General features: G+C 71.0%; 17 protein-coding genes. 2 read left to right on the top strand and 15 right to left on the bottom strand.

Features of this window, described 5'->3' with window-relative positions; all coding sequences use genetic code 11:
• Positions 1-20: 20 nt before the first annotated feature.
• The 6 genes from ABD230_RS12365 to ABD230_RS12340 all read right to left on the bottom strand — a co-directional run bounded on the left by ABD230_RS12365 (position 21) and on the right by ABD230_RS12340 (position 11,883).
• On the bottom strand, positions 21-5,474 hold the full coding sequence (locus tag ABD230_RS12365) for an alpha-L-arabinofuranosidase C-terminal domain-containing protein (RefSeq protein ID WP_344374268.1): 5,454 nt from the start codon (positions 5,472-5,474) through the stop codon (positions 21-23).
• A 332-nt stretch (positions 5,475-5,806) separates the two neighbouring features.
• On the bottom strand, positions 5,807-6,865 hold the full coding sequence (locus ABD230_RS12360; protein ID WP_344374263.1) for a LacI family DNA-binding transcriptional regulator: 1,059 nt from the start codon (positions 6,863-6,865) through the stop codon (positions 5,807-5,809).
• A gap of 121 nt (positions 6,866-6,986) precedes the next feature.
• A complete protein-coding gene (gene yjfF / locus ABD230_RS12355; RefSeq protein ID WP_344374259.1) occupies positions 6,987-8,063 on the bottom strand; it encodes a galactofuranose ABC transporter, permease protein YjfF in 1,077 nt (358 codons plus the stop codon).
• Complete coding sequence (locus tag ABD230_RS12350; protein WP_344374253.1) at positions 8,060-9,103, bottom strand: ABC transporter permease; 1,044 nt, start codon at positions 9,101-9,103, stop codon at positions 8,060-8,062. The genes yjfF and ABD230_RS12350 overlap by 4 nt, the downstream gene beginning before the upstream one ends.
• Positions 9,100-10,692, bottom strand: coding sequence for a sugar ABC transporter ATP-binding protein (locus tag ABD230_RS12345; RefSeq protein ID WP_344374381.1), 1,593 nt, complete (start codon positions 10,690-10,692; stop codon positions 9,100-9,102). Before ABD230_RS12345 ends, ABD230_RS12350 begins: the two co-directional genes overlap by 4 nt.
• 207 nt (positions 10,693-10,899) lie before the next feature.
• Positions 10,900-11,883, bottom strand: coding sequence for an ABC transporter substrate-binding protein (locus tag ABD230_RS12340; protein ID WP_344374249.1), 984 nt, complete (start codon positions 11,881-11,883; stop codon positions 10,900-10,902).
• A gap of 375 nt (positions 11,884-12,258) precedes the next feature.
• Here ABD230_RS12340 and ABD230_RS12335 point away from each other — a divergent pair, with 375 nt between their 5' ends.
• Positions 12,259-13,206 carry an NAD-dependent epimerase/dehydratase family protein gene (locus ABD230_RS12335; RefSeq protein WP_344374245.1) on the top strand — a complete coding sequence of 316 codons (948 nt, stop codon included), beginning with the start codon at positions 12,259-12,261 and terminating at the stop codon, positions 13,204-13,206.
• An 81-nt stretch (positions 13,207-13,287) separates the two neighbouring features.
• Here the strand turns inward: ABD230_RS12335 and ABD230_RS12330 are convergent, their stop codons facing one another.
• Positions 13,288-13,866, bottom strand: a complete 579-nt coding sequence (locus ABD230_RS12330; protein WP_344374241.1) for an HhH-GPD-type base excision DNA repair protein — start codon at positions 13,864-13,866, stop codon at positions 13,288-13,290.
• A gap of 140 nt (positions 13,867-14,006) precedes the next feature.
• Between ABD230_RS12330 and ABD230_RS12325 the strand changes: the two genes are divergently transcribed.
• On the top strand, positions 14,007-14,387 hold the full coding sequence (locus ABD230_RS12325) for a glyoxalase superfamily protein (RefSeq protein WP_344374238.1): 381 nt from the start codon (positions 14,007-14,009) through the stop codon (positions 14,385-14,387).
• Between the two features lie 377 nt (positions 14,388-14,764).
• Here ABD230_RS12325 and ABD230_RS12320 read toward each other — a convergent pair whose 3' ends face one another.
• The 8 genes from ABD230_RS12320 to chvE form a co-directional block, all read right to left on the bottom strand.
• Positions 14,765-15,925 carry a LacI family DNA-binding transcriptional regulator gene (locus ABD230_RS12320; RefSeq protein ID WP_344374234.1) on the bottom strand — a complete coding sequence of 387 codons (1,161 nt, stop codon included), beginning with the start codon at positions 15,923-15,925 and terminating at the stop codon, positions 14,765-14,767.
• A gap of 11 nt (positions 15,926-15,936) precedes the next feature.
• Positions 15,937-17,460 carry an L-arabinose isomerase gene (araA, locus tag ABD230_RS12315; protein WP_344374230.1) on the bottom strand — a complete coding sequence of 508 codons (1,524 nt, stop codon included), beginning with the start codon at positions 17,458-17,460 and terminating at the stop codon, positions 15,937-15,939.
• A 91-nt stretch (positions 17,461-17,551) separates the two neighbouring features.
• Positions 17,552-19,156, bottom strand: coding sequence for a xylulokinase (locus tag ABD230_RS12310; RefSeq protein WP_425546229.1), 1,605 nt, complete (start codon positions 19,154-19,156; stop codon positions 17,552-17,554).
• Entirely contained in the window at positions 19,153-19,872 is a 720-nt protein-coding gene (locus ABD230_RS12305) for an L-ribulose-5-phosphate 4-epimerase (RefSeq protein WP_344374227.1), read from the bottom strand. The genes ABD230_RS12310 and ABD230_RS12305 overlap by 4 nt, the downstream gene beginning before the upstream one ends.
• Positions 19,869-20,078 (bottom strand): hypothetical protein, encoded by a 210-nt coding sequence (locus tag ABD230_RS12300; protein WP_344374224.1) that lies wholly within the window; start codon positions 20,076-20,078, stop codon positions 19,869-19,871. Before ABD230_RS12300 ends, ABD230_RS12305 begins: the two co-directional genes overlap by 4 nt.
• Before the next feature lie 359 nt (positions 20,079-20,437).
• Entirely contained in the window at positions 20,438-21,682 is a 1,245-nt protein-coding gene (mmsB, locus tag ABD230_RS12295) for a multiple monosaccharide ABC transporter permease (RefSeq protein WP_344374221.1), read from the bottom strand.
• Positions 21,683-21,713: 31 nt separating this feature from the next.
• Complete coding sequence (mmsA, locus tag ABD230_RS12290) at positions 21,714-23,243, bottom strand: multiple monosaccharide ABC transporter ATP-binding protein (RefSeq protein WP_344374217.1); 1,530 nt, start codon at positions 23,241-23,243, stop codon at positions 21,714-21,716.
• Between the two features lie 132 nt (positions 23,244-23,375).
• A complete protein-coding gene (gene chvE, locus ABD230_RS12285; protein ID WP_344374374.1) occupies positions 23,376-24,449 on the bottom strand; it encodes a multiple monosaccharide ABC transporter substrate-binding protein in 1,074 nt (357 codons plus the stop codon).
• Positions 24,450-24,604: the final 155 nt, after the last annotated feature.

The raw sequence follows: 24,604 nt of genomic DNA, 5'->3' as shown, positions 1-24,604 counted from the left end.
GGTGAGCGGATGCCGCGGCGTCAGCCCGTCGCGCAGAGTTCCCCGTTCAGCGTGAACGCCTCCGGCGCCTCGTTCGCACCCCCGTTCACGCGCCCGTTGAACCCGACCTCGATGCTCGAGCCCGGTTCGATGCGCCCGTTCCACGGCAGGTTCGTCGCGGTGACCGACGCCCCGTCCTGCGACCAGAACGCGTCGCGCCCGTTGCGCACGGTCTGGTTGCCGTCGAACGCGAAGCCGAGCTCCCATCCGTCGATCGGCTCGTCGCCGATGTTCGAGAGGGTGAGCGTCGCGTCGAACGCCTTCGTCGAGTTGCCCTCGACGACGTAGTCGACCTGGCAGGTCGGCACGTGCTCGGCGAGCGTGAGGAACGTGATCGAGTACGCCGGGAAGTCGTACGTGAACTCGTTCGCGCCGCCGTTCCACGAGCGCTCGACCGGCACCAGGTGCTCCGGGTCGGCCTTCGTGTTCACCTCGCCCGGTGCGCCGACCATCTCGGTCACGCCCACCTCGTCGTCGACGACCGTGCCGCCGGTCACCGAGACCGCCGTGCGCGCGGTCGCGCCCGTCGGGTTCACGACCTTGAGCACGGTGTCGCCCGTCTCGTCGTCGTGCGTGACGACCTGGTACAGGCCCTTCGCACTCGGCTCGGTGTAGGTGAGCTGCAGCTCCCCGTCGAGGGAGAGCTCGATCGTCGACCCGTGCACGACCACCTTCACGTGGTAGTCACGGCCGGTCTCGATCGAGTGGCCCTCGACCGCGGCGACCTCGCCCGCCGACCCGCCCGACGCGTGCTGGAGCGCCTGCCGGCTGTTGTTCCACCCGCCGAGGTTCCACCAGTAGAAGTCGTTCGGGCCGCCCGCGGCGAAGCCGATGAGGAAGCCCTCGGCCCCGGCGAGCTTGCGCGCATCGAGCTCGAGCGTGTAGTCCGACCAGTCCTGCGCGTATGCGTCGGGCATGAGCGACCGGGCGTCGTTCACCGACGTCGACGACTGCACGTACTCGCCGCCCTGCACGGCCCAGCTGCCCGCCACCGGCGACCAGTCGGATGCCGCGTCGAACGACTCCGAGTACAGCTCGTCGCCGGTCGCGTTCGACGTCACGCGCACGTCGTCGTAGGCCGCGCTCGTCGACCACGTCGACAGGAACACGCCGCCGTCGAGCACGTTCGCCGGGCGCGACTCCGAGTGGGTCGAGGGAACCACCTCGTCGCCGACGTTCGTCATGAACATCTGCTGGGTGTAGTAGTTCACCGAGCCCCACGACTCGTCGTTGTCGAACCACATCATGTCAGGCGCCCACTGCACGTAGTCCTCGTTCGCGAACATCGGCGCGTACGACGCCAGTTCGACGAGGTCGGAGTTCCGCTCGAGGCCCGTCATGTAGGCGGCCTCGGCGAGCGCGTTGCCGAACGTGTTGCCGCGCGAGGCGTACTCGCCGAGGAACACGTGCGGTCCCTCGCGGTCGTACGCGTCGTACCGCTCGGAGTTCTGCAGGAACCAGGCCGGGTCGTTGTAGTAGTGCTCGTCGACCATGTCGACGCCCTGCGCCCGGTTGAACTCCCACAGCTGGTCGAAGCGCGCGCCCGTGTCATCCGGTCCCGAGTTCGAGATGATCGTGACCTCGGGGTGCGCGGCCTCGACCGCGTCGCGGAACCGCGGGAAGTTCGCCTGGAACGTGTTCGTGTTCTCCTCGTTGCCGAGCCCGATGTAGCGCAGGCCGAACGGCTCGGGGTGGCCGAGTTCGGCGCGCTTCGCGCCCCACTCGGTCGACACGTCGCCGTTGGCGAACTCGATCAGGTCGACCGTGTCCTGGACCCAGCGATCGATGCGCGCGTCGTCCGTCATCTCGGGGATGCGGCTGCCGCAGCCGTTCGCGCCGACCGACACCACCGGGAGCGGCGTCGCACCGAGGTCCTCGGCCCACTCCATGTACTCGAGGTAGCCGATGCCGTACGACTGGTTGTACCCCCAGAAGTTCCAGTTGGTCGGGCGCTCCTCGACCGGTCCGATGGTCTCCTTCCACTGGTAGGTCCGCTGGCGGTCCTGGCCGTCGGACTCGAGGTAGGTGTCGAACGTGCCGACGTTGGTGACGCAGCCGCCCGGGAACCGGAGGAAGCTCGGCTCGAGCGCGGCGACCTGCTCGGCGAGGTCCTTCCGCAGCGGGCTCCGGCCGTTGACCGGCCCGACCCACGTGTCGACGGGGAACAGCGAGACCATGTCGAGCTGCACCGAACCGGCGGCGCCGGTGAGCACGACCAGCCGGCCGGCATCCGTCGTCGCATCGGCGGTGAGCCGCACCTCGACCCGGCGCCAGGTGTCGTCGCCGCCGATCGAGACGGTGCCGACGGCGTACTGCTCGGTGCCGTCCGCGTCCTCGACCGCGACCGTCAGCTCCTGCGCCGTGGCCGACCGCGCCCAGACCGAGAAGTCGTACGACTCCCCTTCCTCGACGTGGATGCCGCGGTTGAAGCCGAGGTTTCGGACGCCGACGCCCGGACCGTCGCCCGTGATGGTGAGCGACGCGCGGTTCGAGTCGTTCAGCCAGCGGTCGCGGTCGCTGCCGACCGCGATCGACCCTGTGCCCCCGCGCTCGACCTTCTGCCAGGCCGTGAGGGCGTTGAACGAGCCGTTGTCGGCCGTCGAGAACTCGAACGAGCGGTTCCGCACGAGCTCCGCGTAGAGCCCGCCGTCCGCGGCGTAGTTGATGTCCTCGTAGAACACGCCGTAGAGGTCGTCGCTCATGTCGGTGCGCTCGGCCGCCGTGTCGATCTCGATCGCGTGCTCGGCGATCTCGACGGGCACGATCTCGAGCCGCGCGGCATCCGCCTCGTCGCCGATGCGCAGCGCGCCGTCGCCGTCGATGCCGGCGAACCCGCCGTCGACGGTGCGCAGCGCGACCTTGCCGCCGCCGACGTCCGTCAGGCGGAACGCCGTCGGCTCGTCACCGGCGGCGCCGAAGGCGACGCGGCCGTCGCGCACGACGACCGGGCGGTCGCCGCCCTGCTCGGTGAGCGCGATCGGGCGTGCGGATGCCTCGCCGGCGAGCTCCTCCGCCGTGAAGGCGAGCTGGGCGAACGGACGCTCCGTCGCGAAGCGGATCACGCCGTCGTCACCCTCGGCGAGGTCCGACGCGTCGCCGTCGCGGCTCAGCGTGAACGCCCCCTCGGGCACGAGGTCGGCGCCCTCGGGCTCGACGATCGCGACGTAGTCGAACACGGCCTCATGGCTCGGTGCGCTGCCCGCGGCGAGCGCGTACAGCCCGATGCGGGTCACGTCGAAGCCGACGGTCGCCCGGGCGGCCTCCGCCCACTCGAAGCCGGTCCAGTAGCTCGTCACGATCTCGTCGCCCGTGCGCTGCACGCGCAGGTACTCGTGCGTCGAGTCGGGGCGGGCGGTGAAGGTCGAGCGGTAGACCGCGTTCTCCTCCACGCCGTTCTCGATCACGGTCGGGCCGCCCGGCGCGAAGCTCACGTTCGTGAGGCCCGCCCGGACGTAGTCGTCGAAGCCCGCCATGGCGATGAGGCCGGCGCCCTGGAAGTCGCGGGACACGGCCCCGGTCACCGACGTGTACGCCGTGAAGTCGCCCACGGGCACGTCGACGAGGAACACGTTGTCGGCGCTGTTGTCGCCCTGGTAGGTGTCGCCGGGCTGCGAGTGGATGGTGAGCGAACCCGGGTTCTCGGTCAGCGACCACGCGCTCGGGATCTCGGAGACGATGCTCCACCGCTCGTCGAGCGTGTCGGCGTCGAACTCGTCGATCCAGGCGTCGCCCGGGAGCTCGGGCGCACCCGGCGTCGCGACCTCGACGGTCGCGTCCGCCGATGTGCCGCGCGTCGAGCTCGCGGTGATCGTCGCGGCGCCGTCGCCGACCGCCGTCACGAGGCCGTCGGCGTCGACGGTGGCGACCGCCTCGTCGCTCGAGCTCCACGTCACGCTGCGGTCCTCCACGGTGACGGGCGTGACGGATGCCTCCAGCCGGCGGGTGTCGCCGGGGGCGAGGCTCAGCTCGGCCGGCGTGACCGTCACGCCCTCGGCGAGCGCGTCGGGCTGGTAGGTCTCGAGCAGGCGCTGGTACTCGCTCGCCGTGACCGGGATGACCGTGCCGTGGCGCGGGCTCTCCGGCAGGTCGGCGTCGGGCACCGAGGTCCACGATGCGCTCGCGAGGTCGTTCGTCTCGAAGAGCAGGTAGCCCTCGCCGCCGTGGTACGACGGCTGGTCCTGCAGCAGGTACCACGTGTCATCCGTGTTGCTCTTGAACATCGACGGGCCCTCGCCGCCGGTGAACGTGCCGCCCCACGGGTTGGGCTCGCCGAAGCCGACGCGCTCGGCCATGAGCTCCCAGCCGTCGCCGTCGGTGACGCCCTGCGTCAGGCGGAGGTCGGTGGAGCGCTCCTGGCGCATGCCCATGTACGACTCGTCCTTCGTGAGGCGGTAGTAGACGCCGTCCTCCTCGGCCACGGTCGAGTCGATCATGCCGCGGCCCGCGCCCTGCGGCTCGTCGATCCAGACCTGCGGGGCCGAGAACGTGACGAAGTCGCGGGTGGTGGCGTACATCATGCGCTGGTAGCTCGTCGAGATGTCGCGCTGGTCGGCGGGGAGCTCCGGCGGGTACAGCGCCGAGGCCCAGTAGACGACGTACTCGCCGGCCGCGGCATCCCAGAACGCCTCGGGCGCCCAGGTGTTGCCCGCGTTCTCGGGGGCGACGACGACCTCGCGCTGCTCCGACCAGGTCACGAGGTCGGTCGACTCCCACACCATGATCGAGCGGCTGCCCGTCTCCTGCGCGGTGCCGAAGTCGCCGCCGCCGTAGATCTTCAGGTCGGTGGCGATGAGGAAGAAGCGGTCGCCTTCGGGGCTCCGGATGAGGAACGGGTCGCGGAGGCCCTGCTCGCCGAGCGTCGAGGCGAGCACGGACTCGCCGTCGTTGAGGCTCATCCACGACTCGGGGTCGTCACCGACGCTCGCGGCGAAGTAGATCTCCTCGCCGTCGGCGGTCGACTCGCCCACGAAGTGCGGGAAGAAGTAGGCCGAGTAGGGCTCGGACTCGGGCAGCGGCAGCACGGTGGCGGCGTAGTCGTGCGTGGCCGTCTCGCCGTCGAGGGTCGCGGTGGCGGTGAGCGTGACCGCGACGGGGTCGTCGCCCGTCGCCGGGCGCGTCACGAGGCCGTCGGCCGTGATCACGGCCGGGTCGCTCGTCGCCCAGTCGAACTCGGCGCCGCCCGCGCCGTCGGCCGGCAGGGTGAGGTTGCCGCGCACGTCGTCGAGGTGCGGGATCACGACGCCCGCTGCGGCCGCCTCGACGGGCGTCTCGGCGCTCGCCGCCGAGCTCATCGTGATCGCCCCGAGCGGCGCGATCAGCGCGACCGCGACGGCGCCGGAGATCGGCAGGCCCGCGGTGCGGAGTCCTCGGCGCGGTGCACCGTGGGCCCGGGTGAGGCGCGGCGCACTGGGGCCGCGCGTGGCTCTGGTCGTCATCGACCGTCCTCGCTCTCTTCGTCGGGAGTGGGTTGATGGAGCACGCGTGAGCGACCTGTTAGCGCTCACATTTGTGAACGCTAACAGCATGGTTCAGGGTTCCGCTAGCCCCCGTTTCCAGCAACACTTACCCGACACCGCGAAGCGGAGTGAGCGCTCACAATGCGCGACTGGCGATACGTGGTCGCGCCGCGCTCTCCCGCATGAGGATCCGGCCTACGGCCTCGCCCACGTGAGCATCTCCCGGAATCTCATGCACGAGCGCTGTGGTGCGGCGACCCGCGCACGGATCGGGCGAGACGGCTCGGGCGAGCCGGCTTGGCCGAGCGGGCTCAGGACGACACGGCGGTCCGGTCCTCGGACTCAGGAACGGTCGTCGAGCCGGCCGGCGGCGCCGTGCTCGCCCGCACCACCAGGTCGGGCACGCGCGGCGCCGGCATCCGGTCGTCGTCGCCCAGCACGGCGAGCACGCCCGCCATCGCGTCGCGGCCGAGCTCGATGAAGTCCTGTCGCACGGTCGTGAGCGGCGGCGCGAAGAACTCCGCCTCGGGGATGTCGTCGAAGCCGACGACGCTCACATCGCCCGGCACCGACCGCCCCGCCTCGGCGAGCGCGTGGATCACGCCCAGCGCCATCTGGTCGTTCGAGACGAACACGGCCGTCATCTCGCGGTCCTCGGCGAGGGTGCGTCCGTGCACGTAGCCGCTGCCCGGCGACCAGTCGCCGACGAGCGGTTCGCGGGCCGCGAGGCCGTGCTCGCCGAGCGTCGCACTCCAGCCGCGCAGGCGCTCCGCGGCATCCATCGCGTTCGTCGGCCCGCTCACGTGCCGGATCTCGCGATGCCCGAGCCTGATGAGGTGCTCGACCGCGAGCCGGGCGCCGGCGTACTGGTCGAGCCACACGCGGTGCATGACGCCGCGGTCCTCCGAGGCCACGGCCACGACCGGCACCCCGAGCTCGACGCCGTCGAGCGCGTCGAGTGCCGCACGCTGCGCCGCGATGAGCACGACCGCCTCGACGTTCTGGCGCACCAGCAACTCGGCCGTGGAGCGCATGCTCACGGCATCCGTCTCGATCATGCTCGCCGTGATGACGGAGTAGCGCGCGTCGCGCGCCGCCTCGTTGAAGTGCAGCGCCGTGCTCGAGGGCCCGTAGTCGGGCGCCCCGGTCACGATCAGGCCGAGCGTCCGGGTGCGGCGGGTGACGAGCGCCCGCGCCGCCGGCGACGGCACGTAGCGCAGCTGCTTGATGGCCTGCTCGACGCGCGCCCTGGTCGCGGGGCGCACGTTGGGCAGGTCGTTGAGCACGCGCGACACCGTCTGGTGGGACACGCCGGCGAGCCTGGCCACGTCGAAGATCGTCGCAGCCCTGGCCTTCTCGTCGTCGCTCACTCTCCGACCGGCTCCCTGCCCCGCGCCCGCGGCGCGCTCGTTCCCCGCCATCATCCCATCCGCCGCTGCACGGAACCGGGAGGACGGCCCCCCGCGAGCGGGGGTCGCCCACTTCCGCCGCTCATCGTCGCCTGGCCGTCAGCACCTTCTGCAGGATGATGAACACGAGCAGCAGCGCACCGATGAAGATCTTCGTCCACCACGACGAGAGCGTGCCCTCGAAGGTCAGGATGGTCTGGATCACGCCGAGCACGAGCACGCCGAGCACCGAGCCCAGCACGAACCCGTAGCCGCCCGTGAGCAGCGTGCCGCCGATCACGACCGCGGCGATCGCGTCGAGCTCGGTGCCGATCGCCGTGAGCGGGTAGCCCGACAGCGTGTAGAAGGTGAACAGCACGCCCGCGAGACCCGAGCAGAAGCCCGAGATCACGTAGACGAGCACCTTCGTGCGGGCGACCGGCAGGCCCATCAGCAGGCCCGACTGCTCGCCGCCGCCGATCGCGTAGACCGTGCGGCCGAAGCGCGTGCCGTGCAGCACCCACACCGCGATCGCCACGACGACCACGGCGATGATCACGCTCGGCGTGATCGACAGCCCCGCGCCGAGCGGGATGCGCGACACGGCGAGCTGCACGAAGGTCGGGTCGGTGATCGAGATCGACGACTGGCTGATCACGTAGCAGAGGCCGCGGGCGAGGAACATCGCCGCGAGCGTCGCGATGAACGGCTGCACCTTGAACACGTGGATCATGAGCCCGACGAGGAGCCCCAGCACGCTCGTGAGCAGCAGGATGAGCGGGATCACGACGCCCGGCGACCAGCCGGTCTGCAGCAGGCTCGCGGCGATCATGCCCGACAGCGCGACGACCGCGCCGACCGACAGGTCGATGCCGCCCGTGAGGATCACGAACGTCATGCCGACCGCGAGCACGATGAGGTACGCGTTGTCGACGAACAGGTTCAGGAACACCTGCCCGGAGAAGAACCCGCGGTAGCGGAACCCGCCGATCACGAAGATCGCGACGAACAGCAGCGCGGTGACCGTGACCGGGCCGTACTTCGGGCTCGTGATGAGTCCGAGGGCCGCGGCGAGCGGGCGACGTCGGCCGGAGCCGGACGGTGCGCCGCCGCCGGTGCCGGTGCCCCGGCCCGGACGCGTCGGACGGTCGGTGGCGGGCGCCTCGAGGAGCTTCGTCATGATGCGGCGACCCCCTTCTCGGCTCGGAGGGCGAGGCGTCGTCGGAATCCGCTGAACGCCTCGGCCGTGGTGGGCGACTGGAGCAGGCACACGACGGTCACGACCGCGGCCTTGAAGACCATGGTCGCGATGGGCGGGATGCCGACCGTGTAGACCGTGGTCACGAGCGTCTGGATGACCAGCGCTCCGACGAGCGTGCCGAGCAGCGAGTACCGGCCGCCCGCGAGGGACGTGCCGCCGATCACGACCGCGAGGATCGCGTCGAGCTCGATGAACAGGCCCGTGTTGTTCGCGTCGGCGGCCGCCGTGTTCGCCGTGAGGATGAGCCCGGCGATCGCCGCGCACAGCGCGCAGAACGTGTAGACCGCGAAGAGGAGCCCGCGCGCCCGGACGCCCGCCTGGCGGCTCGCCTCCGGGTTGATGCCGACCGACTCGATGAACATGCCGAGTGCCGTGCGGCGGGTGATGAGCGCGGCGAGGCCGAAGACGACCGCCGCGATGATGACCGCGATCGGCACGCCGAGCCAGAACCCGGAGCCCAGGAACTTGAACGGCGGGCTGTTCACCGTGAGGATCTGGCCCTCGGTGATGAGCATCGCCACGCCGCGGCCGGCGGTCATCAGGATCAGCGTCGCGATGATCGGCTGGATGCCGAGCGCCGCGACGAGGAAGCCGTTCCACACGCCGAGCACGAGCGAGATGAGCAGCGCGACCGTGATCGCGACCGCGACGGTCGCGAGGCTCCCGGGGTCGGGCGACCCGAGGATGATCGAGCAGGCCACGGCGCCCGAGATCGCCGCCACCGCGCCGACCGAGAGGTCGATGCCGCGGGTGGCGATCACGAGCGTCATGCCGACGGCGATGATAAGCGTCGGCGCGCCGTTGCGCAGGATGTCGATCAGGCTGCCGAACAGCTGCCCGTCGCGGACGGTGATCTCGAAGAATCCGGGGAACGCGACCAGGTTGATCGCGAACAGGACGAGGAGCATGACGACCGGCCAGAACAGCCGGCTCGACGCCATCTTGGCGAGCGTGCTCACGGGCGGCCTCCTTCGGGGGTGGTGGTGGTCGGGGTGGTCGGGGTGGCGGCGACGGCCACGGCCGGCGTGCGCTCGTCGAGCGCCTCGTCGTCGGAGGCGACGCGCCCGTCGGCGATGAGCGCGAGGAGCGCGTCGACCGTGAGCCCGTCGTTCTCGAGGTCGGCGACGACGGCGCGGTCGCGGAGCACCACGACGCGGTGGCTCAGCCGCAGCACCTCCTCGAGCTCGGCCGAGATGAAGAGCACGCTCATGCCGTTCTCGGCGAGCGTGTAGACGAGCTTCTGGATCTCGGCCTTGGCACCGATGTCGATGCCGCGCGTCGGCTCGTCGAGGATGAGCAGGCGGGGGGCGATCGCGAGCCAGCGCGCGAGCAGCACCTTCTGCTGGTTGCCGCCGGAGAGGTTCCGCACGAGGGCGTCGGGGTTGCCGGGCCGGATGTTGAGTGCCTGGATGTAGCTCTGAGCGAGCTCGTCCTGCTTCTTCTTCGGGATCGGGCGGAACCATCCGCGGTCGGCCTGCAGCGCGAGCACGATGTTGTCGCGCACAGTCAGCTCGCCGACGATGCCCTCGTCGCGCCGGTTCTCCGACGAGAACGCGATGCGCTTGCCGATGGCCTGGCGGGGCGTGCGCAGGCGCACCTGCTCCCCGTGGATCGAGAGCTCGCCCGTGTCGGCGCGGTCGATGCCGCCGAGCAGGCGCGCGAGCTCGGTGCGACCCGAGCCGAGCAGGCCCGCGAGGCCGACGACCTCGCCGACCGCGATCGGCAGGTCGGCCGGTGCGATCGCCCCACGGCGGCCGAGGCGCGACGCCGAGACGAAGGTCGCGGCATCCGACTCGTCGACGACGGCCGTGCGCGCCTTGTGCTCGAGGTCGTCGAGCGCCGTGAGCTCCTTGCCGATCATCTTCTGCACGAGGTCGATGCGCAGCAGTTCCTCGGTGAGGTACTCCCCCACGAGCGTGCCGTTGCGCAGCACCGTCAGCCGGTCGCAGATCTCGTACACCTGGTCGAGGAAGTGCGAGACGAAGAGGATGGCGACGCCCTGCTCCTTGAGGGTGCGGATGACGCGGAACAGCTCGGCCACCTCGTCGGCGTCGAGGCTCGACGTCGGCTCGTCGAGGATCAGCACCTTGGCGTTCACGTCGATCGCGCGGGCGATCGCGACGAGCTGCTGCACCGCGAGCGAGTGGTCGCCGAGCAGCGAACCGGGGTCGAGGTCGAGGTGCAGGCCCGCGAGGAGCTCGGCCGACCGGCGGCGCATCGCGCGCCAGTCGATGCCGCCGAAGCGGCGGGGCTCGCGGCCGAGCATGATGTTCTCGGCCACGGACAGGTTGGGCAGGAGGTTGACCTCCTGGTAGACCGTGGAGATGCCGGCGGCCTGCGCCTGCGCGGGGCCGGCGAACGAGACCCGCTCGCCCGCGAGGGTGATGGTGCCGGCGTCGATGCCGTAGACGCCGGTCAGCGCCTTGATGAGGGTCGACTTGCCGGCGCCGTTCTCGCCCATGAGCGAGTGCACCTCGCCGGGGAACATGCGGAAGTCGACGCCGTCGAGGGCCTTCACGCCGGGGAAGCCGATCGAGATGCCGCGCATCTCGACGACCGGCGTCGGCGCGGGCCCGACGGGTTCGGTCTGCTGGGTCACGGTGCTCTCCATCGAGTCCGCGAGCGGATGCGGCATCCGCTCGGCTCATGCGCCCTCGGGCGCCGGGTGGGACAAGGGTACGGGTGCGCGGCATGGACGACCGCGCACCCGGTCGGTCCGGCGGGGTGCCCCCGAGGGCGCCCCGCCGGATCGACGTCAGTACTGGCGGTCGGGCAGTGCCTCGATCGCCTCGTCCTGGGTGAAGGTGGTCTCCTCGGTGATGATGCGCTTCTCGGGCGTCTCACCGTCGTTGATCTGCTTCACGATGTCGATGAGCTGCTTGCCGAGCAGCGGCGAGCACTCGACGATGAAGTTGATCTTGCCGTCGGCCAGGGCCTGCATGCCGTCGTGCACCGCGTCGACCGTGACGATCTTGATGTCGACGCCCGGCTCCATGCCGGCCGCCTCGATCGCCTCGATCGCGCCGAGGCCCATGTCGTCGTTGTGCGCGTAGATGAGGTCGACGTCGGGGTTCGACTTCAGCAGCGCCTCGGTGACCTGCTTGCCGCCGGCCCGCGTGAAGTCGCCGGTCTGGCTGGCGACGACCTGCAGGTTCGGGTTGGCGGAGATGACGTCGGCGAAGCCCTCGGCGCGGTCGATCGCGGGGGCGGCACCGGTCGTGCCCTCGAGCTGGATGATCTTCACCGGCTCGGTCGCGTCGGCGTACTCGTCGAGCACCCACTGGCCGGCCTTCTCGCCCTCCTTCACGAAGTCGGAGCCGAGGAAGCTCACGTAGAGCGAGTCGTCCTGCGAGTCGACCGCGCGGTCGGTGAGGACGACGGGGATGCCGGCGGCCTTCGCCTCGTTCAGCACCGCGTCCCATCCGGTCTCGACGACCGGGGAGAACGCGATGACGTCGACCTGCTGCTGGATGTACGAGCGGATCGCCTTGATCTGGTTCTCCTGCTTCTGCTGCGCGTCGGAGAACTTGAGCTCGATGCCCGCCTCCTCGAACGACGCCTGGATGTCCTTCGTGTTGGCGGTGCGCCACCCGGACTCGGCGCCGACCTGCGCGAACCCGACCACGAGTTCGTCGAGGGGCTTCGGGCCTTCGCTTGCGGCGCTGCCGCCGCTGGCGCATCCGGTGAGGGCGAGGAGCATCGCGCCGGTGGCGGCGGCGATGCCGATGAGCTTCTTCATCAGCTGGGAACCTCCTTGTTCACGACCGGCGTCAGTGGGCTGCTGCGGAGTCTCGGTGCGCCGGGCGGCCAGTCCGTTCGGGCCGCAGTCAGGATGTTAGCGCTCACAAGTGAGCGCTCACAAGTGGGTTTCGCGATTTGGTCGGAATCCGTGTTCGATGGGGCCCGCGCTCGTGGCGAAATCCCCGGAATTCGGGGGATCTCGCGACGTATGCGAAGCCTCGGGCGAACCCGCCCGAGGCGACGACCTGAGGATTGTGAACGCTCATCCCGCTCACATCCGGGGCTCTCGCGGGGTGCGGAGCGGTGCGATCCGGCGCGTCGGGTGGCCCCCGCGTCACCTGCGCGTCATCCGGACCCGGCAGGATGTCGGATCATGACCGAACCCCTGCACCTCATCGTCGGCGCCGGACCCGTCGGGAGCGCCCTCGCGCTGCGCCTCGCGGGCGCCGGCCACCCCGTGCGCCTCGTCACGCGTTCCGGCGGCGGCCCGGAGCATCCGCTCATCTCGCGCGTCGCGCTCGACGCCACCGACCGGGATCGCCTCGCCGAGGCGGCCGCCGGTGCCGCGGTCGTCGTGAACTGCGCCAACCCGGGCTCGTACCCGCAGTGGGAGCGCATCTGGCCGCCGCTCGCCGCGTCGATCCTGCACGCCGCGGAAGCCTCCGGCGCGGTGCTCGTGATCATGGGCAACCTCTACGGCTACGGTCCCGTGGACGGTCCGATGCGGCGCGACACCCCGCTCCGCCCCACCGACCACAAGGGCGAGCTCCGCGCCCGCATCTGGCACGACGCGCTCGCCGCGCACGAGGCCGGTCGCGTGCGCGTCACCGAGGCCCGCGCCTCCGACTACCTCGGCCCGACCGCGCCCGTCGCCAACGGGCTGCTCCCCCGCTACGCGCAGCGCACGCTCGCCGGCAGCCCCGCGACCGTCTTCGGCGACCCCGACGCGCCCCACACATGGACGGCGGTCGACGACATCGCCGCGACCCTCGAGGTGCTCGTTCGCGACGAGCGCGCCTGGGGCTCGCCGTGGATCGTGCCGTCGAATCCCGCGGCGAGCGTGCGCGAGGTGCTGCGCGCCCTCGGCGAGCGCGCCGGCACCGGCGAGCCGACCCTGCGACGGATGCCGCGCTGGGCGCTCGCCGCGAGCGGCGCAGTCGTGCCCGTGCTCCGCGAGGTCGCCGGGGTGCTGTACCAGTTCGAGCAGCCGTTCCTCGTCGACGCCGCGGAGACGACGGAGACGTTCGGGATCGTGCCCACCGAGTGGGACGGGCTGCTCGACGCGACCGCGGCGGCGTGGCGGGCGCGGGCGGTGGCGTAGGCGGCGGGCGGGCGCCCTCCCGCCGTCGCGGGCGTGGCAGGCGCGCTGCTCGGTGGCTCGCGGGCGGGCGCCTGCCTCCCGCTACTTCTTCGCGGCCTTCGCCGCCGCCTTCGCGGCCTGCTTCGTGGCGCGGACCTTCGCGAGCGACTCGGGGTCGACGATGTCGGCCACCGACGCGAACGACCCCTCGTCGCCGTAGTGCCCGGCGGCCTGGCGCCATCCGCTCGCCCCGAGCCCGCACTGCTTGCCGAGCAGGGCGAGGAAGATCTTCGCCTTCTGCTCGCCGAAGCCCGGGAGCGCCTTGAGCCGCTTCAGGATCTCGGCGCCGTCGGGGTCGCCCTGCGTCCAGATGGCGGCGGCGTCGCCGCCCCACTCGTCGCGCACGGCCACCGCGAGCGACTGCACCCGGCCGGCCATCGACCCCGGATAGCGGTGCACCGCCGGAGGCTGCCGGAACGCCTCGACCAGCTGGTCGGGGTCGACCGCGGCGATCGCCGTCGGCTCGATCGTGCCCACCCGGTCGCGGATCTTCGCCGGCCCGGCGAACGCGGTCTCCATCGCCACCTGCTGGTCGAGCAGCATGCCCGTGAGCAGCGCGAACGCGTCATCGCCGAGCAGGCGGTCGGCCTCGGCATCCCCCGTGATGTTGAGCGTGGTCATGCCCCCATCCTCCCACCGGGGCAAAGACCGCCGGATCCGGTGAACCCAAGGTTCATTCCGGACAGGAACTGGCCGCATGGCCCGGGAGACTGGTCTCGACCACCCGGCCGGAGCACCGGCCCGAACCGCAGGAGGACCCCATGGACTGGAAGATCGAGCTCATCTTCGTGCCCGTCACGGACGTCGACCGCGCGAAGGCGTTCTACGTCGAGAAGCTCGGCTTCAACGCCGACCACGACCAGCGCGTCAGCGACGACCTGCGCTTCGTGCAGCTCACCCCGCCCGGGTCGGCCTGCTCGATCGCGATCGGCGAGGGCCTCGGCATGAGCCTCGAGCCGGGACGGCAGGACACGATCCAGGTCGTGATCCCCGACGCCGACGCCGTGCTCGCCGACCTCCGCGCGAAGGGCGTCGAGGCCGAGGGCGTCCAGGAGCTGGCGTGGGGCCGCTTCGTCACCGTGCACGACCCCGACGGCAACCGCTGGACGCTCCAGGAGCTGCCCGACTACTCCGCCGCCTGAGACGGATGCCGCGGGCCGGCGCCGCGCCGGCGGCGCCCGTCCGGGTCCGGTCAGCGCCGCGCCGGGCCCGCCCGGGCTCGCGAGAATGCAGGAGATTCCGCAGTACGGGCCGGCATGGAGGCCTGAAGTGCGGATTCTCCTGCATATTCGGCCGCGGACGGGCGTTCCGATCCCGGCCTTCCGCATCGGATGCCCGGACCAGCCGAGTGGGCCCGGGCTGGGCGCGCCGGGCCCCCGCGCGAGTATGCAGGAGATTCCGCGGTATGGGCCCGCAGAGAGGGCCGAAGGCCGGAATCTCCTGCGTATTCGCCCGCGGGCGGGCGCTTCTCGGCAGCCGGGTGGAGGCCCACCGCGGTGACCCGGCAGGAGGCCGCGCCTCAGCCCCGCGGCGCCGCCGAGCTCGCCCGCACGACGAGCTCGGGCACGCGCGAGGTGCGGTCCGGGGCCGACGCCTCGTCGCGGAGCACGTCGACGACGGTCGCCATGATGTCGCGGCCGAGCGAGTCGAAGTCCTGGCGCACCGTCGTGAGCGGCGGGGTGAAGAACGCCGCCTCGGGGATGTCGTCGAACCCGACGACGCTCAGGTCGCGCGGCACCGGCACGCCGGCCTCGTGGCACGCGTGCAGCAGCCCGAGCGACATCTGGTCGTTGCCGACGAACACGGCGGTCGCCCAGTCCTCGTCGAGCAGGCGGCGGCCCGCCGCGTGACCGGATGCCGCGAGCCAGTCGCCCACGATGGGCTCGCGCACCTCGAGCCCGCGGGCCGTGAGGGCGTCGGCGAACCCGCGGCGGCGCTCCGCGGCATCCATCGAGTCAGCCGGTCCCGCGACGTGCGCGATCCGCGTGTGGCCGAGGCCGATGAGGTGCTCGGTCGCGAGCCGCGCGCCGGCGGCCTGGTCGAACGAGACCCGGTGCATCCCCGGCTCGACCTCGGAGGCCACGGCCACCACCGGGACGCCCGCGTCGATGCCGCGCAGCACCTCGACGCCCTCGCGCTCGCCCGAGATGAGCACGACCGCCTCGACGCGCTGCAGCACGAGCCGGTGCACGGCCTGCGTGAGCGCGTCGGGATCGAGCGTGCGCATGCTCGCCTGGCTCACGGCGTAGCCCGCATCGCGGGCGGCCTCGTTGAAGCCGAGCGCCGCGCTCGACGGCCCGTAGTCGGGGCGGCCGGCGAGGATGAGCCCGATCGAGCCGGAACGGCGGCGCGCCATGGCGCGGGCGGTGGGCGACGGCGTGTAGTTCAGGTCGGCGATGGCCTGCCGCACGCGCACGCGGGTCGCCGCGGCGACGCCGGGCAGGTCGTTGAGCACCCGCGAGACCGTCTGGTGCGAGACGCCGGCGTGGCGCGCGACGTCGAACATCGTCGGCACGCCCGCAGCATCGCCCGGCCCGGAGCCCGGCCCGGACGCCGGCCCGGCCGGCACGGTCGGCACGGTCGGCACGCCCGCGCCCGCGGCATCCGTCGACCCCCCGCCGCCCGCAGACCCCCCGGCCGGGTCGTCGCCGACCCGCGCCGGGGCGTCCGCACCGCTCACGAGGTCCTCCTTCAGAGCCCCTGCGCCAGTCGGTAGTAGGCCTGGTTCCACCGTACTTCGCGCTCGAACCCGCGCTGCGTCGTCTCCTCGTCGATCACCAGCAACTCCACGCGAGCCATCTCGGCGAAGTCGCGGAAGACGTCGACGCCGACCGCCGTCGACATCACGGTGTGGTGGGCGGCGCCCGCGGTCAGCCACGCGGCGGCCGACGTGCGGAAGTCGGGCTCGGGCTTCCAGATCGCGCGGCCGACGGGGAGCTTCGGCAGCGCCTCGCGCGGCGCGACGTTCTCGACGACGTTCGCGGTGAGGCGGAAGCGGTCGCGCATGTCCGACAGCGCGACGACGACGGCGGGGCCGGGGTCGGCGGTGAAGACCAGGCGCACCGGGTCCTCCTTGCCGCCGATGCCGAGCGGGTGGATCTCGAGCGTCGGCTTCGCGGTCGTGATCGACGGCGCGACCTCGAGCATGTGCGCGCCGAGGATCAGCTCATCGCCCGGCGTCATGTCGTAGGTGTAGTCCTCCATGAGGGTCGCGCCGCCGGGCAGGCCCGCGCCCATCACGTTCGCGACGCGCACGAGGATCGCGGTCTTCCAGTCGCCCTCGGCGCCGAAGCCGTAGCCGTCGGCCTGCAGGCGCTGCACCGCGAGGCCCGGCAGCTGCCGCAGCGCGCCCAGGTCCTCGAAGCTCGTCGTGAAGGCGCCGAAGTCGCCCTCCTCGAGGAACGCGCGCAGGCCGAGCTCGATCGCGGCGCCGTACCGCAGCGACTCGTGCCGGTCGCCGCCGCGCCGCAGCTCCGGCGCGACGTCGTACTCCTCCTCGTAGACCGCGACGAGCGCGTCGATGTCGGCGTCGGATGCCGCGTGCACCGCCTCGGCGAGCTCGTTCACGCCCCACGTGTTGACCTGCACGCCGAACCGCAGCTCGGCTTCGGTCTTGTCGCCCTCGGTGACCGCGACGTAGCGCATGTTGTCGCCGAAGCGCGCGAGCTTCAGGCTGCGGGCCGCCGCGAGGCCGGCCGCGGCGCGCTGCCACGTGCCGAGCTCCTGCTGCACGCGCGGGTCGGAGGCGTGGCCGACGATCGTCTTGCGCGGCACGCCGAGCCGGGTCTGGATGTACCCGAACTCGCGGTCGCCGTGCGCGGCCTGGTTGAGGTTCATGAAGTCGAAGTCGATGTCGGCGTACGGCAGCTCGACGTTGGCCTGCGTGTGCAGGTGCGCGAGCGGCTTCTGCAGCGCGTCGAGGCCGGCGATCCACATCTTCGCCGGGCTGAACGTGTGCATCCAGGCGATGACGCCGACCACGTTCGGCGCGGCGTTGGCCTCGAGCGCGACCTGCTTGATCGCGGCGGCGTCGGTGAGCACCGGCATCCACACGACCTTGACGGGCACGTCGGATGCCGCGTCGAGCGTCTCGGCGATCGTGCGCGACTGCTCGGCGACCTGCGCGAGCGTCTCCGGGCCGTAGAGGTGCTGGCTGCCGGTGAGGAACCAGACCTCCGCCCCGTCGAGGGAGGTGGTGATCGGGGAGCGGGTCATGTGCGTGTCCTTCTGGTGCTGGAGTGTCTGGTGGGATGCGGAAGCGGATGCCGCGGGGCGGCGGAGTCTCGTGGGCGGATGCCTGGGCGGGCTACAGCGCCTCGACCGCGGCCGCCTCGGCGGCGAGGCCCGCGGCGTAGCGGTCGAGGTAGGCGGCGAAGCCGGCGACATCCGCCGGGTCGGGGTCGACGGTGTCGATGTCGGCGTCGGCGAAGACGTGGTCGGTGAGCCACGTGCCGAGGTCGTGGCGGTCGGCGTCGGCGAGGTAGGCGGCGAGCACGGCGATGCCCCACGCCCCGCCCTCGGAGGCCGTCTCGCCGACGGCCACGGGTGCGTCGAGTGCGCCCGCGAGGAAGCGCTGGGCGACGCCCGCCGTGCGGAAGATTCCGCCGTGGGCATACATGCGATCCAGCTGCACGCCCTCGCTCGCGAGGACGCGCATGCCGAGCGCCAGCGTGCCGTACACGCCGTACACCTGGGCGCGCATGAGGTTGGCGAGCGTGAGCCGGCTGTCGGGCGTGCGCACGACCATGGGCCGACCCTCGTCGAGGCCGGCGATGGGCTCACCGGCGAGCTGGTTGTAGGCGAGCAGGCCACCGGCATCCGCCTCGCCCTCGAGCGCCTCGCGGAAGAGCGCGGCGAAGACGGCGTCGCCGTCGACGCTCGCGCCCACTGCTTCCGCGAACCGGCCGAACACGCCGGCCCAGGCCGCGAGCTCGCTCGCGCCGTTGTTGCAGTGGACCATCGCGACCGGGTCGCCCGCGGGGGTCGTCACGAGGTCGAGCTCGTGGTGCGCGTGCGCGAGCGGGCCCTCGAGCACGACCATCGCGAAGATGCTCGTGCCGGCGCTGACGTTGCCGGTGCGCGGCGCGACGGAGTTCGTCGCGACCATGCCGGTGCCGGCGTCACCCTCGGGCGGGCAGAACGGGATGCCGGGACGGAGCGCTCCGGTCGGGTCGAGCAGGGCGGCGCCCTCCGCGGTGAGCTCACCCGCGACACGCCCGGCGGGGAGCACCTCGGGCAGCAGGTCTTCGACCTTCAGCCCCGGTGCGCGGTCGCCGACGAGGCCGTCGTACGCGTCGATGAGCGTCGCGTCGTACTCGCCGGTCGCCGAGTCGATCGGGAACATGCCCGACGCGTCGCCGACGCCGAGCACCTTGCGGCCCGTGAGCCGCCAGTGCACGTACCCGGCGAGGGTCGTGAGGAAGTCGATGCGGGGCACGTGCGGCTCCTCGTCGAGCACGGCCTGGTGCAGGTGCGCGATCGACCAGCGGAGGGGGATGTTCTGCGCGAACCGCTCGCTGAGCTCGGCCGCGGCCGGTCCGGTCGACGTGTTCCGCCACGTGCGGAACGGCACGAGCAGCTCGTCGCCCGCGAACGCGAGGTAGCCGTGCATCATCGCCGAGACGCCGATCGCGCCGAACGTCTCGGGCACGACGTCGTACCGGCGCCGCACGTCGGCGACCAGGTCGGCGAACGCCGCCTGCAGGCCCGACCAGACGTCCTCGAGGGAGTACGTCCAGACGCGGTCCTCGAAGCGGTTCTCCCAGGCGTGGCTGCCGACCGCGAGCACCTCCGTCGGGTCGGGTCCGACCAGGCAGGCCTTGATGCGGGTGGACCCGAGCTCGATGCCGAGGGACGTGCGCCCCTCGAGGATCGCGGCTCGGGCGGCATCCGTGGTCATGGTCTCGCTCATCGTCGTGCGTCTCCACTCTGTCCGTACACGTTCTGGTACCGGTCGTACAACCGGTCGATGGCCTCGTCGGGGATCGGGACCAGCTCGCCCGCCTCACGCGCCAGGTGCACCGTGCGCGCCACGTCCTCGACCATGACCGCCGCCTTGACCGCGTCCTTCGCGTTCGCGCCGATCGTGAACGGCCCATGGTTCCGCATCAGCACCGCCCGCGACCGGTGCCCGGACAGCGTCTCCACGATCCCCCGCCCGATCGAGTCGTCCCCGATGATCGCGAACGGACCCACCGGGATCGGCCCACCGAACTCATCCGCCATCGCCGTGATCACACACGGGATCTCCTCGGCCCGCGCCGCCCACGCCGTCGCGTAGGTCGAGTGCGTGTGCACCACCCCACCGACCTCCGGCATGTTCCGATACACGTACGCATGCGCCGCAGTGTCGCTCGACGGCGACCGGTCCGCACCCGGCGTGCCCGGGATCACGTTCCCGTCCAGGTCACACACGATCATGTTCTCCGGCGCCAGATCGTCATAGCTCACACCCGACGGCTTGATCACGAACAGGTCCGCACCCGGCACCCGGCCCGACACGTTCCCACCCGTCCACACCACCAGCCCATACCGCGTCAGCTCGCCATGCAGTCGAGCCACGTCCGCGCGGGTACGGGCGATCGCGGCATCCACCTCGGGCGCGAACGTCGTGTCGGTGGCGCTCATGCGGGCACCGCCGTCGCGGTCGCGACGGACGCGGCGAGCCGGGGTGCGATGCCCGCCGCCTCCACCGCGGCGGGCATCGCGTTGCGGAGGGCGCGGACGCCCTCCGGGTTCCGGGGCGCCGGCATCGACGATGCTGCGGGGAGGTCTGCAGCGGATGCCCTCGCTCGGTCGGAGACGGCCTCGACGACCTGGGCGGCACCTGGCATCCGTGGACTCCTTCGTCGCTTCGTTAGCGCTAACACCCACGATGTTAGCGCTAACGAAGCGAGAGACCAAGCCCCTCGGCCCGCCAGGTCACCCGAGCAACTCGCCCGCTCGCGCGAACGGGAGGAGAAAACCGACGACACGCCGCCGGCCGGCGCTCGACACGCCGAACGCGAGTCAGAAGTTCCTCCCGACGGGCCGGCCGGCACCGGCGGGCGGGGCGGGCCGGCACCGGCGGGCGGGGCGGCCGAGGGCGCGAGGCCGGGGCCCGCGGCCGGGCGGCCGGTCCGCGGGCGCGGACACGACGAGGGGCGGATGCCTCGTGGCATCCGCCCCTCGTCGTCTCAGGAGGGACTGCGGGCTAGTGCCCGCCCGACCGACGCTTGTTGTACACGTCGAACGCCACTGCGAGCAGCAGCACGAGGCCCTTCACGGCCTGCTGCCACTCGATGCCGATGCCCATGATCGACATGCCGTTGTTCAGGACACCGATGATCAGACCACCGATGATCGCGCCGCCGATCGTGCCGACGCCGCCCTGCACCGCCGCGCCGCCGATGAACGCCGCCGAGATCGCCTCGAGCTCGAAGCCGTCACCGGCCTTCGGCCCCGCGAGGTTCAGGCGGGCCGTGAAGATGAGGCCCGCGAGCGCCGCGAGGAAGCCCATGTTCACGAACAGCCAGAAGTCGACCCGACGGGTCTTGATGCCCGAGAGCTCGGCCGCGTGGCGGTTGCCGCCGATCGCGTAGATGTGGCGGCCGAAGACCGTGCGGTTCATCACGATGCTGTACACGAGCACCAGCACGCCGAGGATGATGAGCGTGACCGGGATGCCCTTGTACGAGGCGAGCGCGTAGGCGAAGAAGCCGATGGCCGCCGAGATCAGCACGAGCTTGGTGATGAACCAGGCGATCGGCTCGACGTCCTGACCGTACTTCACGCGGCCGCGACGGCTGCGCACCTGCTGGACGACGAGGATGACGATCGCGAGCGCACCGACGCCGAGCGTGAGGGGGTCGAGCTCGAACTCGCCGAACACGTTCGAGAGGAAGCCGTTGCCGAGGGCGCGGTACTCGGTGGGGAACGAGCCGATGTTCGCGTTGCCGAGGACGACCAGGGCGAGGCCGCGGAAGATGAGCATGCCCGCCAGGGTCACGATGAACGCCGGGATGCCGACGTATGCGATCCAGAAGCCCTGCCAGACGCCGACGAGGGCGCCGATGACGAGCGAGAGGAGCACGGCGAGCCACCACGGCAGGCCCCATTGGACCGCGAAGACGCCGGAGCACGCACCCACGAACGCCGCGACCGATCCGACGGACAGGTCGATGTGGCCGGCGATGATGACCATCACCATGCCGATGGCGAGGACGAGGATGTAGCCGTTCTGCACGACCAGGTTCGAGATGTTCTGCGGTCGCAGCAGGATGCCGTCGGTCAGGAACGCGAACAGCACGACCACCGCGACGAGGGCGATGAAGATGCCGTTGCGGCCGAGGTCGCTGAGCACGTGGCTCAGCCGCTCGGTGAACTTGTTGTCGACGGGGTTGATGTTGCTGCCCGCCGCGTGGGTCTCCTCGGTTGCGGGAGGGTTCGGATTCGACATGGTGTCTCCTGGGGTTTCCGTCAGCCGCGGGCTAGCGGGGCTTTTCCATGGTCATGAGCTTGAGCATCGACTCGGGGGTCGCTTCGTCGATGGGCAGTTCGCCGGTGATGCGACCCTCCGAGAGGGCGTAGAGGCGGTCGCAGATGCCGAGCAGTTCGGGCAGCTCGGACGAGATGACGATGATGCCCTTCCCGGCCGCCGCGAGCCGGTTGATGATCGTGTAGATCTCGTACTTCGCGCCGACGTCGATGCCGCGCGTCGGCTCGTCGAGGATCAGGACGTCGGGGTCGGAGTAGATCCACTTCGACAGCACGACCTTCTGCTGGTTGCCGCCGGAGAGCTTGCCGGTCTTCACCAGGACGCTCGGCGCCTTGATGTTCATCGACGTGCGGTACTTGTTGGCGACCGCGTACTCCTCGTTGTCGTGCACGAGGCCGTACTTCTCGAGCTTCTTCAGCGACGCCATCGAGATGTTCCGCTTGATGTCCTCGATGAGGTTCAGCCCGTAGGTCTTGCGGTCCTCGGTGGCGTAGGCGATGCCGTTGCCGATCGCCTCGGCGACCGTGCGGGTCTTGATCTCCTCGCCGCGGAGGAAGACCTTGCCGGTGATGCGCGAGCCGTAGGAGTGACCGAAGAGGCTCATCGCGAACTCCGTGCGCCCGGCGCCCATGAGGCCCGCGATGCCGACGATCTCGCCCGCGCGGACGTGCAGGTTCACGTTGTCGACGACGACGCGGTTCGTGTCCTGCGGGTGGTGCGCCGTCCAGTCCTCGACGCGGAGCAGCTCCTCGCCGAGGTGCGGCGTGTGGTCGGGGTAGCGGTGCTCGAGGTCCCGGCCGACCATGTCCTTGATGATCCGGTCCTCGGTGACCTCCTGCTTCGCGATCGTCTCGATCGTCTTGCCGTCGCGGATGACCGTGACGGTGTCGGCGACCTTCTTGATCTCGTTCAGCTTGTGGCTGATGATGATCGACGTGATCCCCTGCCCCTTGAGGTGCAGGATGAGGTCGAGCAGGTGGTCGGAGTCCTCGTCGTTGAGGGCCGCCGTGGGCTCGTCCAGGATCAGCAGCTTCACGCGCTTGGACAGCGCCTTCGCGATCTCGACGAGCTGCTGCTTGCCGACGCCGATCTCGCGGATCTTCGTGGTGGGGTTCTCCCTCAGGCCCACCCGGGCGAGCAGCTTCGAGGCCTCGAAGTTGGTCTTGTTCCAGTCGATGAGGCCGCCGGGCCCCTTCTGCTCGTTGTTGAGGAAGATGTTCTCGGCGATCGACAGGTAGGGGCTGAGCGCGAGCTCCTGGTGGATGATCACGATGCCCTTGGCCTCGGAGTCGGTGAGGTCCTTGAACTCGACCTCCTCGCCCTCGAAGACGATGGCCCCGTCGTAGGTCCCGTGGGGGTAGACGCCCGACAGCACCTTCATGAGGGTGGACTTGCCTGCGCCGTTCTCGCCGCAGATCGCGTGCACCTCGCCACGCTCCACGCCGAGGTTGACGTTCGCGAGCGCCTTGACGCCCGGGAAGGTCTTCGTGATGCCGCGCATCTCGAGAATGTGGTTGGTCATCCCTTGCTCCTGCTCCATCGCCGGTGTCGGGCCGGCCGGGTGGCGGATGCCGCGGCCGGGACCTGAGGCGAGCGTACTCCCGCCCCAGGCCCCGACACGCGGTGCATCATCCGATTCGGATCAGCGGCTGGATCAGCCGTTGATCTCCTCTTCGGTCCAGTAGCCCGAGTCGACCAGGACCTCGGTGATGTTGTCCTTGACGACGATCTGGGACTCGAGGAGGTACGACGGCACGACCTTCACGCCGTTGTCGTAGTCGCTCGTGTTGTTGACCTCGGGCTCCTCGCCGTTCAGCAGGGCCGTCGCCATGTCCACCGCGACGGCGGCCAGGTTGCGGGTGTCCTTGAAGATGGTCGAGTACTGCTCACCGGCGTTGATGGCCTTGACCGAGTCGAGCTCGGCGTCCTGGCCCGAGATGATCGGCCACTCGTCGCCGACCGAGTAGCCGGCGTCGGTGAGGGCCGAGATGATGCCGCGCGAGAGGCCGTCGTACGGCGAGAGCACCGCGTCGACCTTCGAGCCGTCGGAGTACGTCGAGACGAGGATGTCCTCCATGCGGCTCTGGGCGACCTCGCCGTCCCAGCGGAGCGTGGCGGCCTGCTCGAAGTCGGTCTGGCCCGACTTCACGACGAGGGTGCCCTCGTCGAGGTACGGCTGCAGGGTGTCGATCGCGCCGTTCCAGAAGAAGGTCGCGTTGTTGTCGTCGGGCGAACCGGCGAACAGCTCGATGTTGAACGGGCCCTCGGGCGCGTCGGACGCGGCGCTGCCCTCGAGGTCGGTCAGGCCGAGGCCCGCGAGCAGCGACGTGGCCTGCTGGACGCCGACCTTGTAGTTGTCGAACGACGCGTAGTAGTCGACGTTCTCGGAGTCGCGGATGAGGCGGTCGTAGGCGATGACGGGGATGTCGCTGTCGGCGGCGTTCTGCAGCACCTCCGAGAGCGTGGTGCCATCGATCGAGGCGATGATCAGGGCCTCGGCGCCCTTGGTGATCATGTTCTCGATCTGCGAGACCTGGGTGGGGATGTCGTCCTCGGCGTACTGCAGGTCGACCTGGAAGCCCTCGGCCTCGAGCTGCTCCTTGACGGCGTCGCCGTCCTGGATCCAGCGCTCGGAGCTCTTGGTGGGCATCGCGACGCCGATGAGTCCGCCGTCGCCGTCGCCGCTCCCGCCGCCGCTGCCGCCCGAGCAGGCGGCGAGCGCCAGCATCGAACCGGCCGCCAGCGTGGCGAGGAGCACCTTCTTCGTGGTGTTCACGGTGTGTCCTTTCACTGTGTGGTCATGGACGTCGTCGTCTTGGTGACGTTTCGGAAGCCGGCCTCGTCCATGACGACCCGCTTCCCTGCGGCGTTCCTCGTGTCCTC

This window comes from Agromyces tropicus (assembly GCF_039531345.1).
GTDB classification, from domain to species: Bacteria; Actinomycetota; Actinomycetes; order Actinomycetales; family Microbacteriaceae; genus Agromyces; species Agromyces tropicus.
Note: the sequence above shows the minus strand (reverse complement) of the source record. Positions and strands in the feature narration are given on the sequence as shown.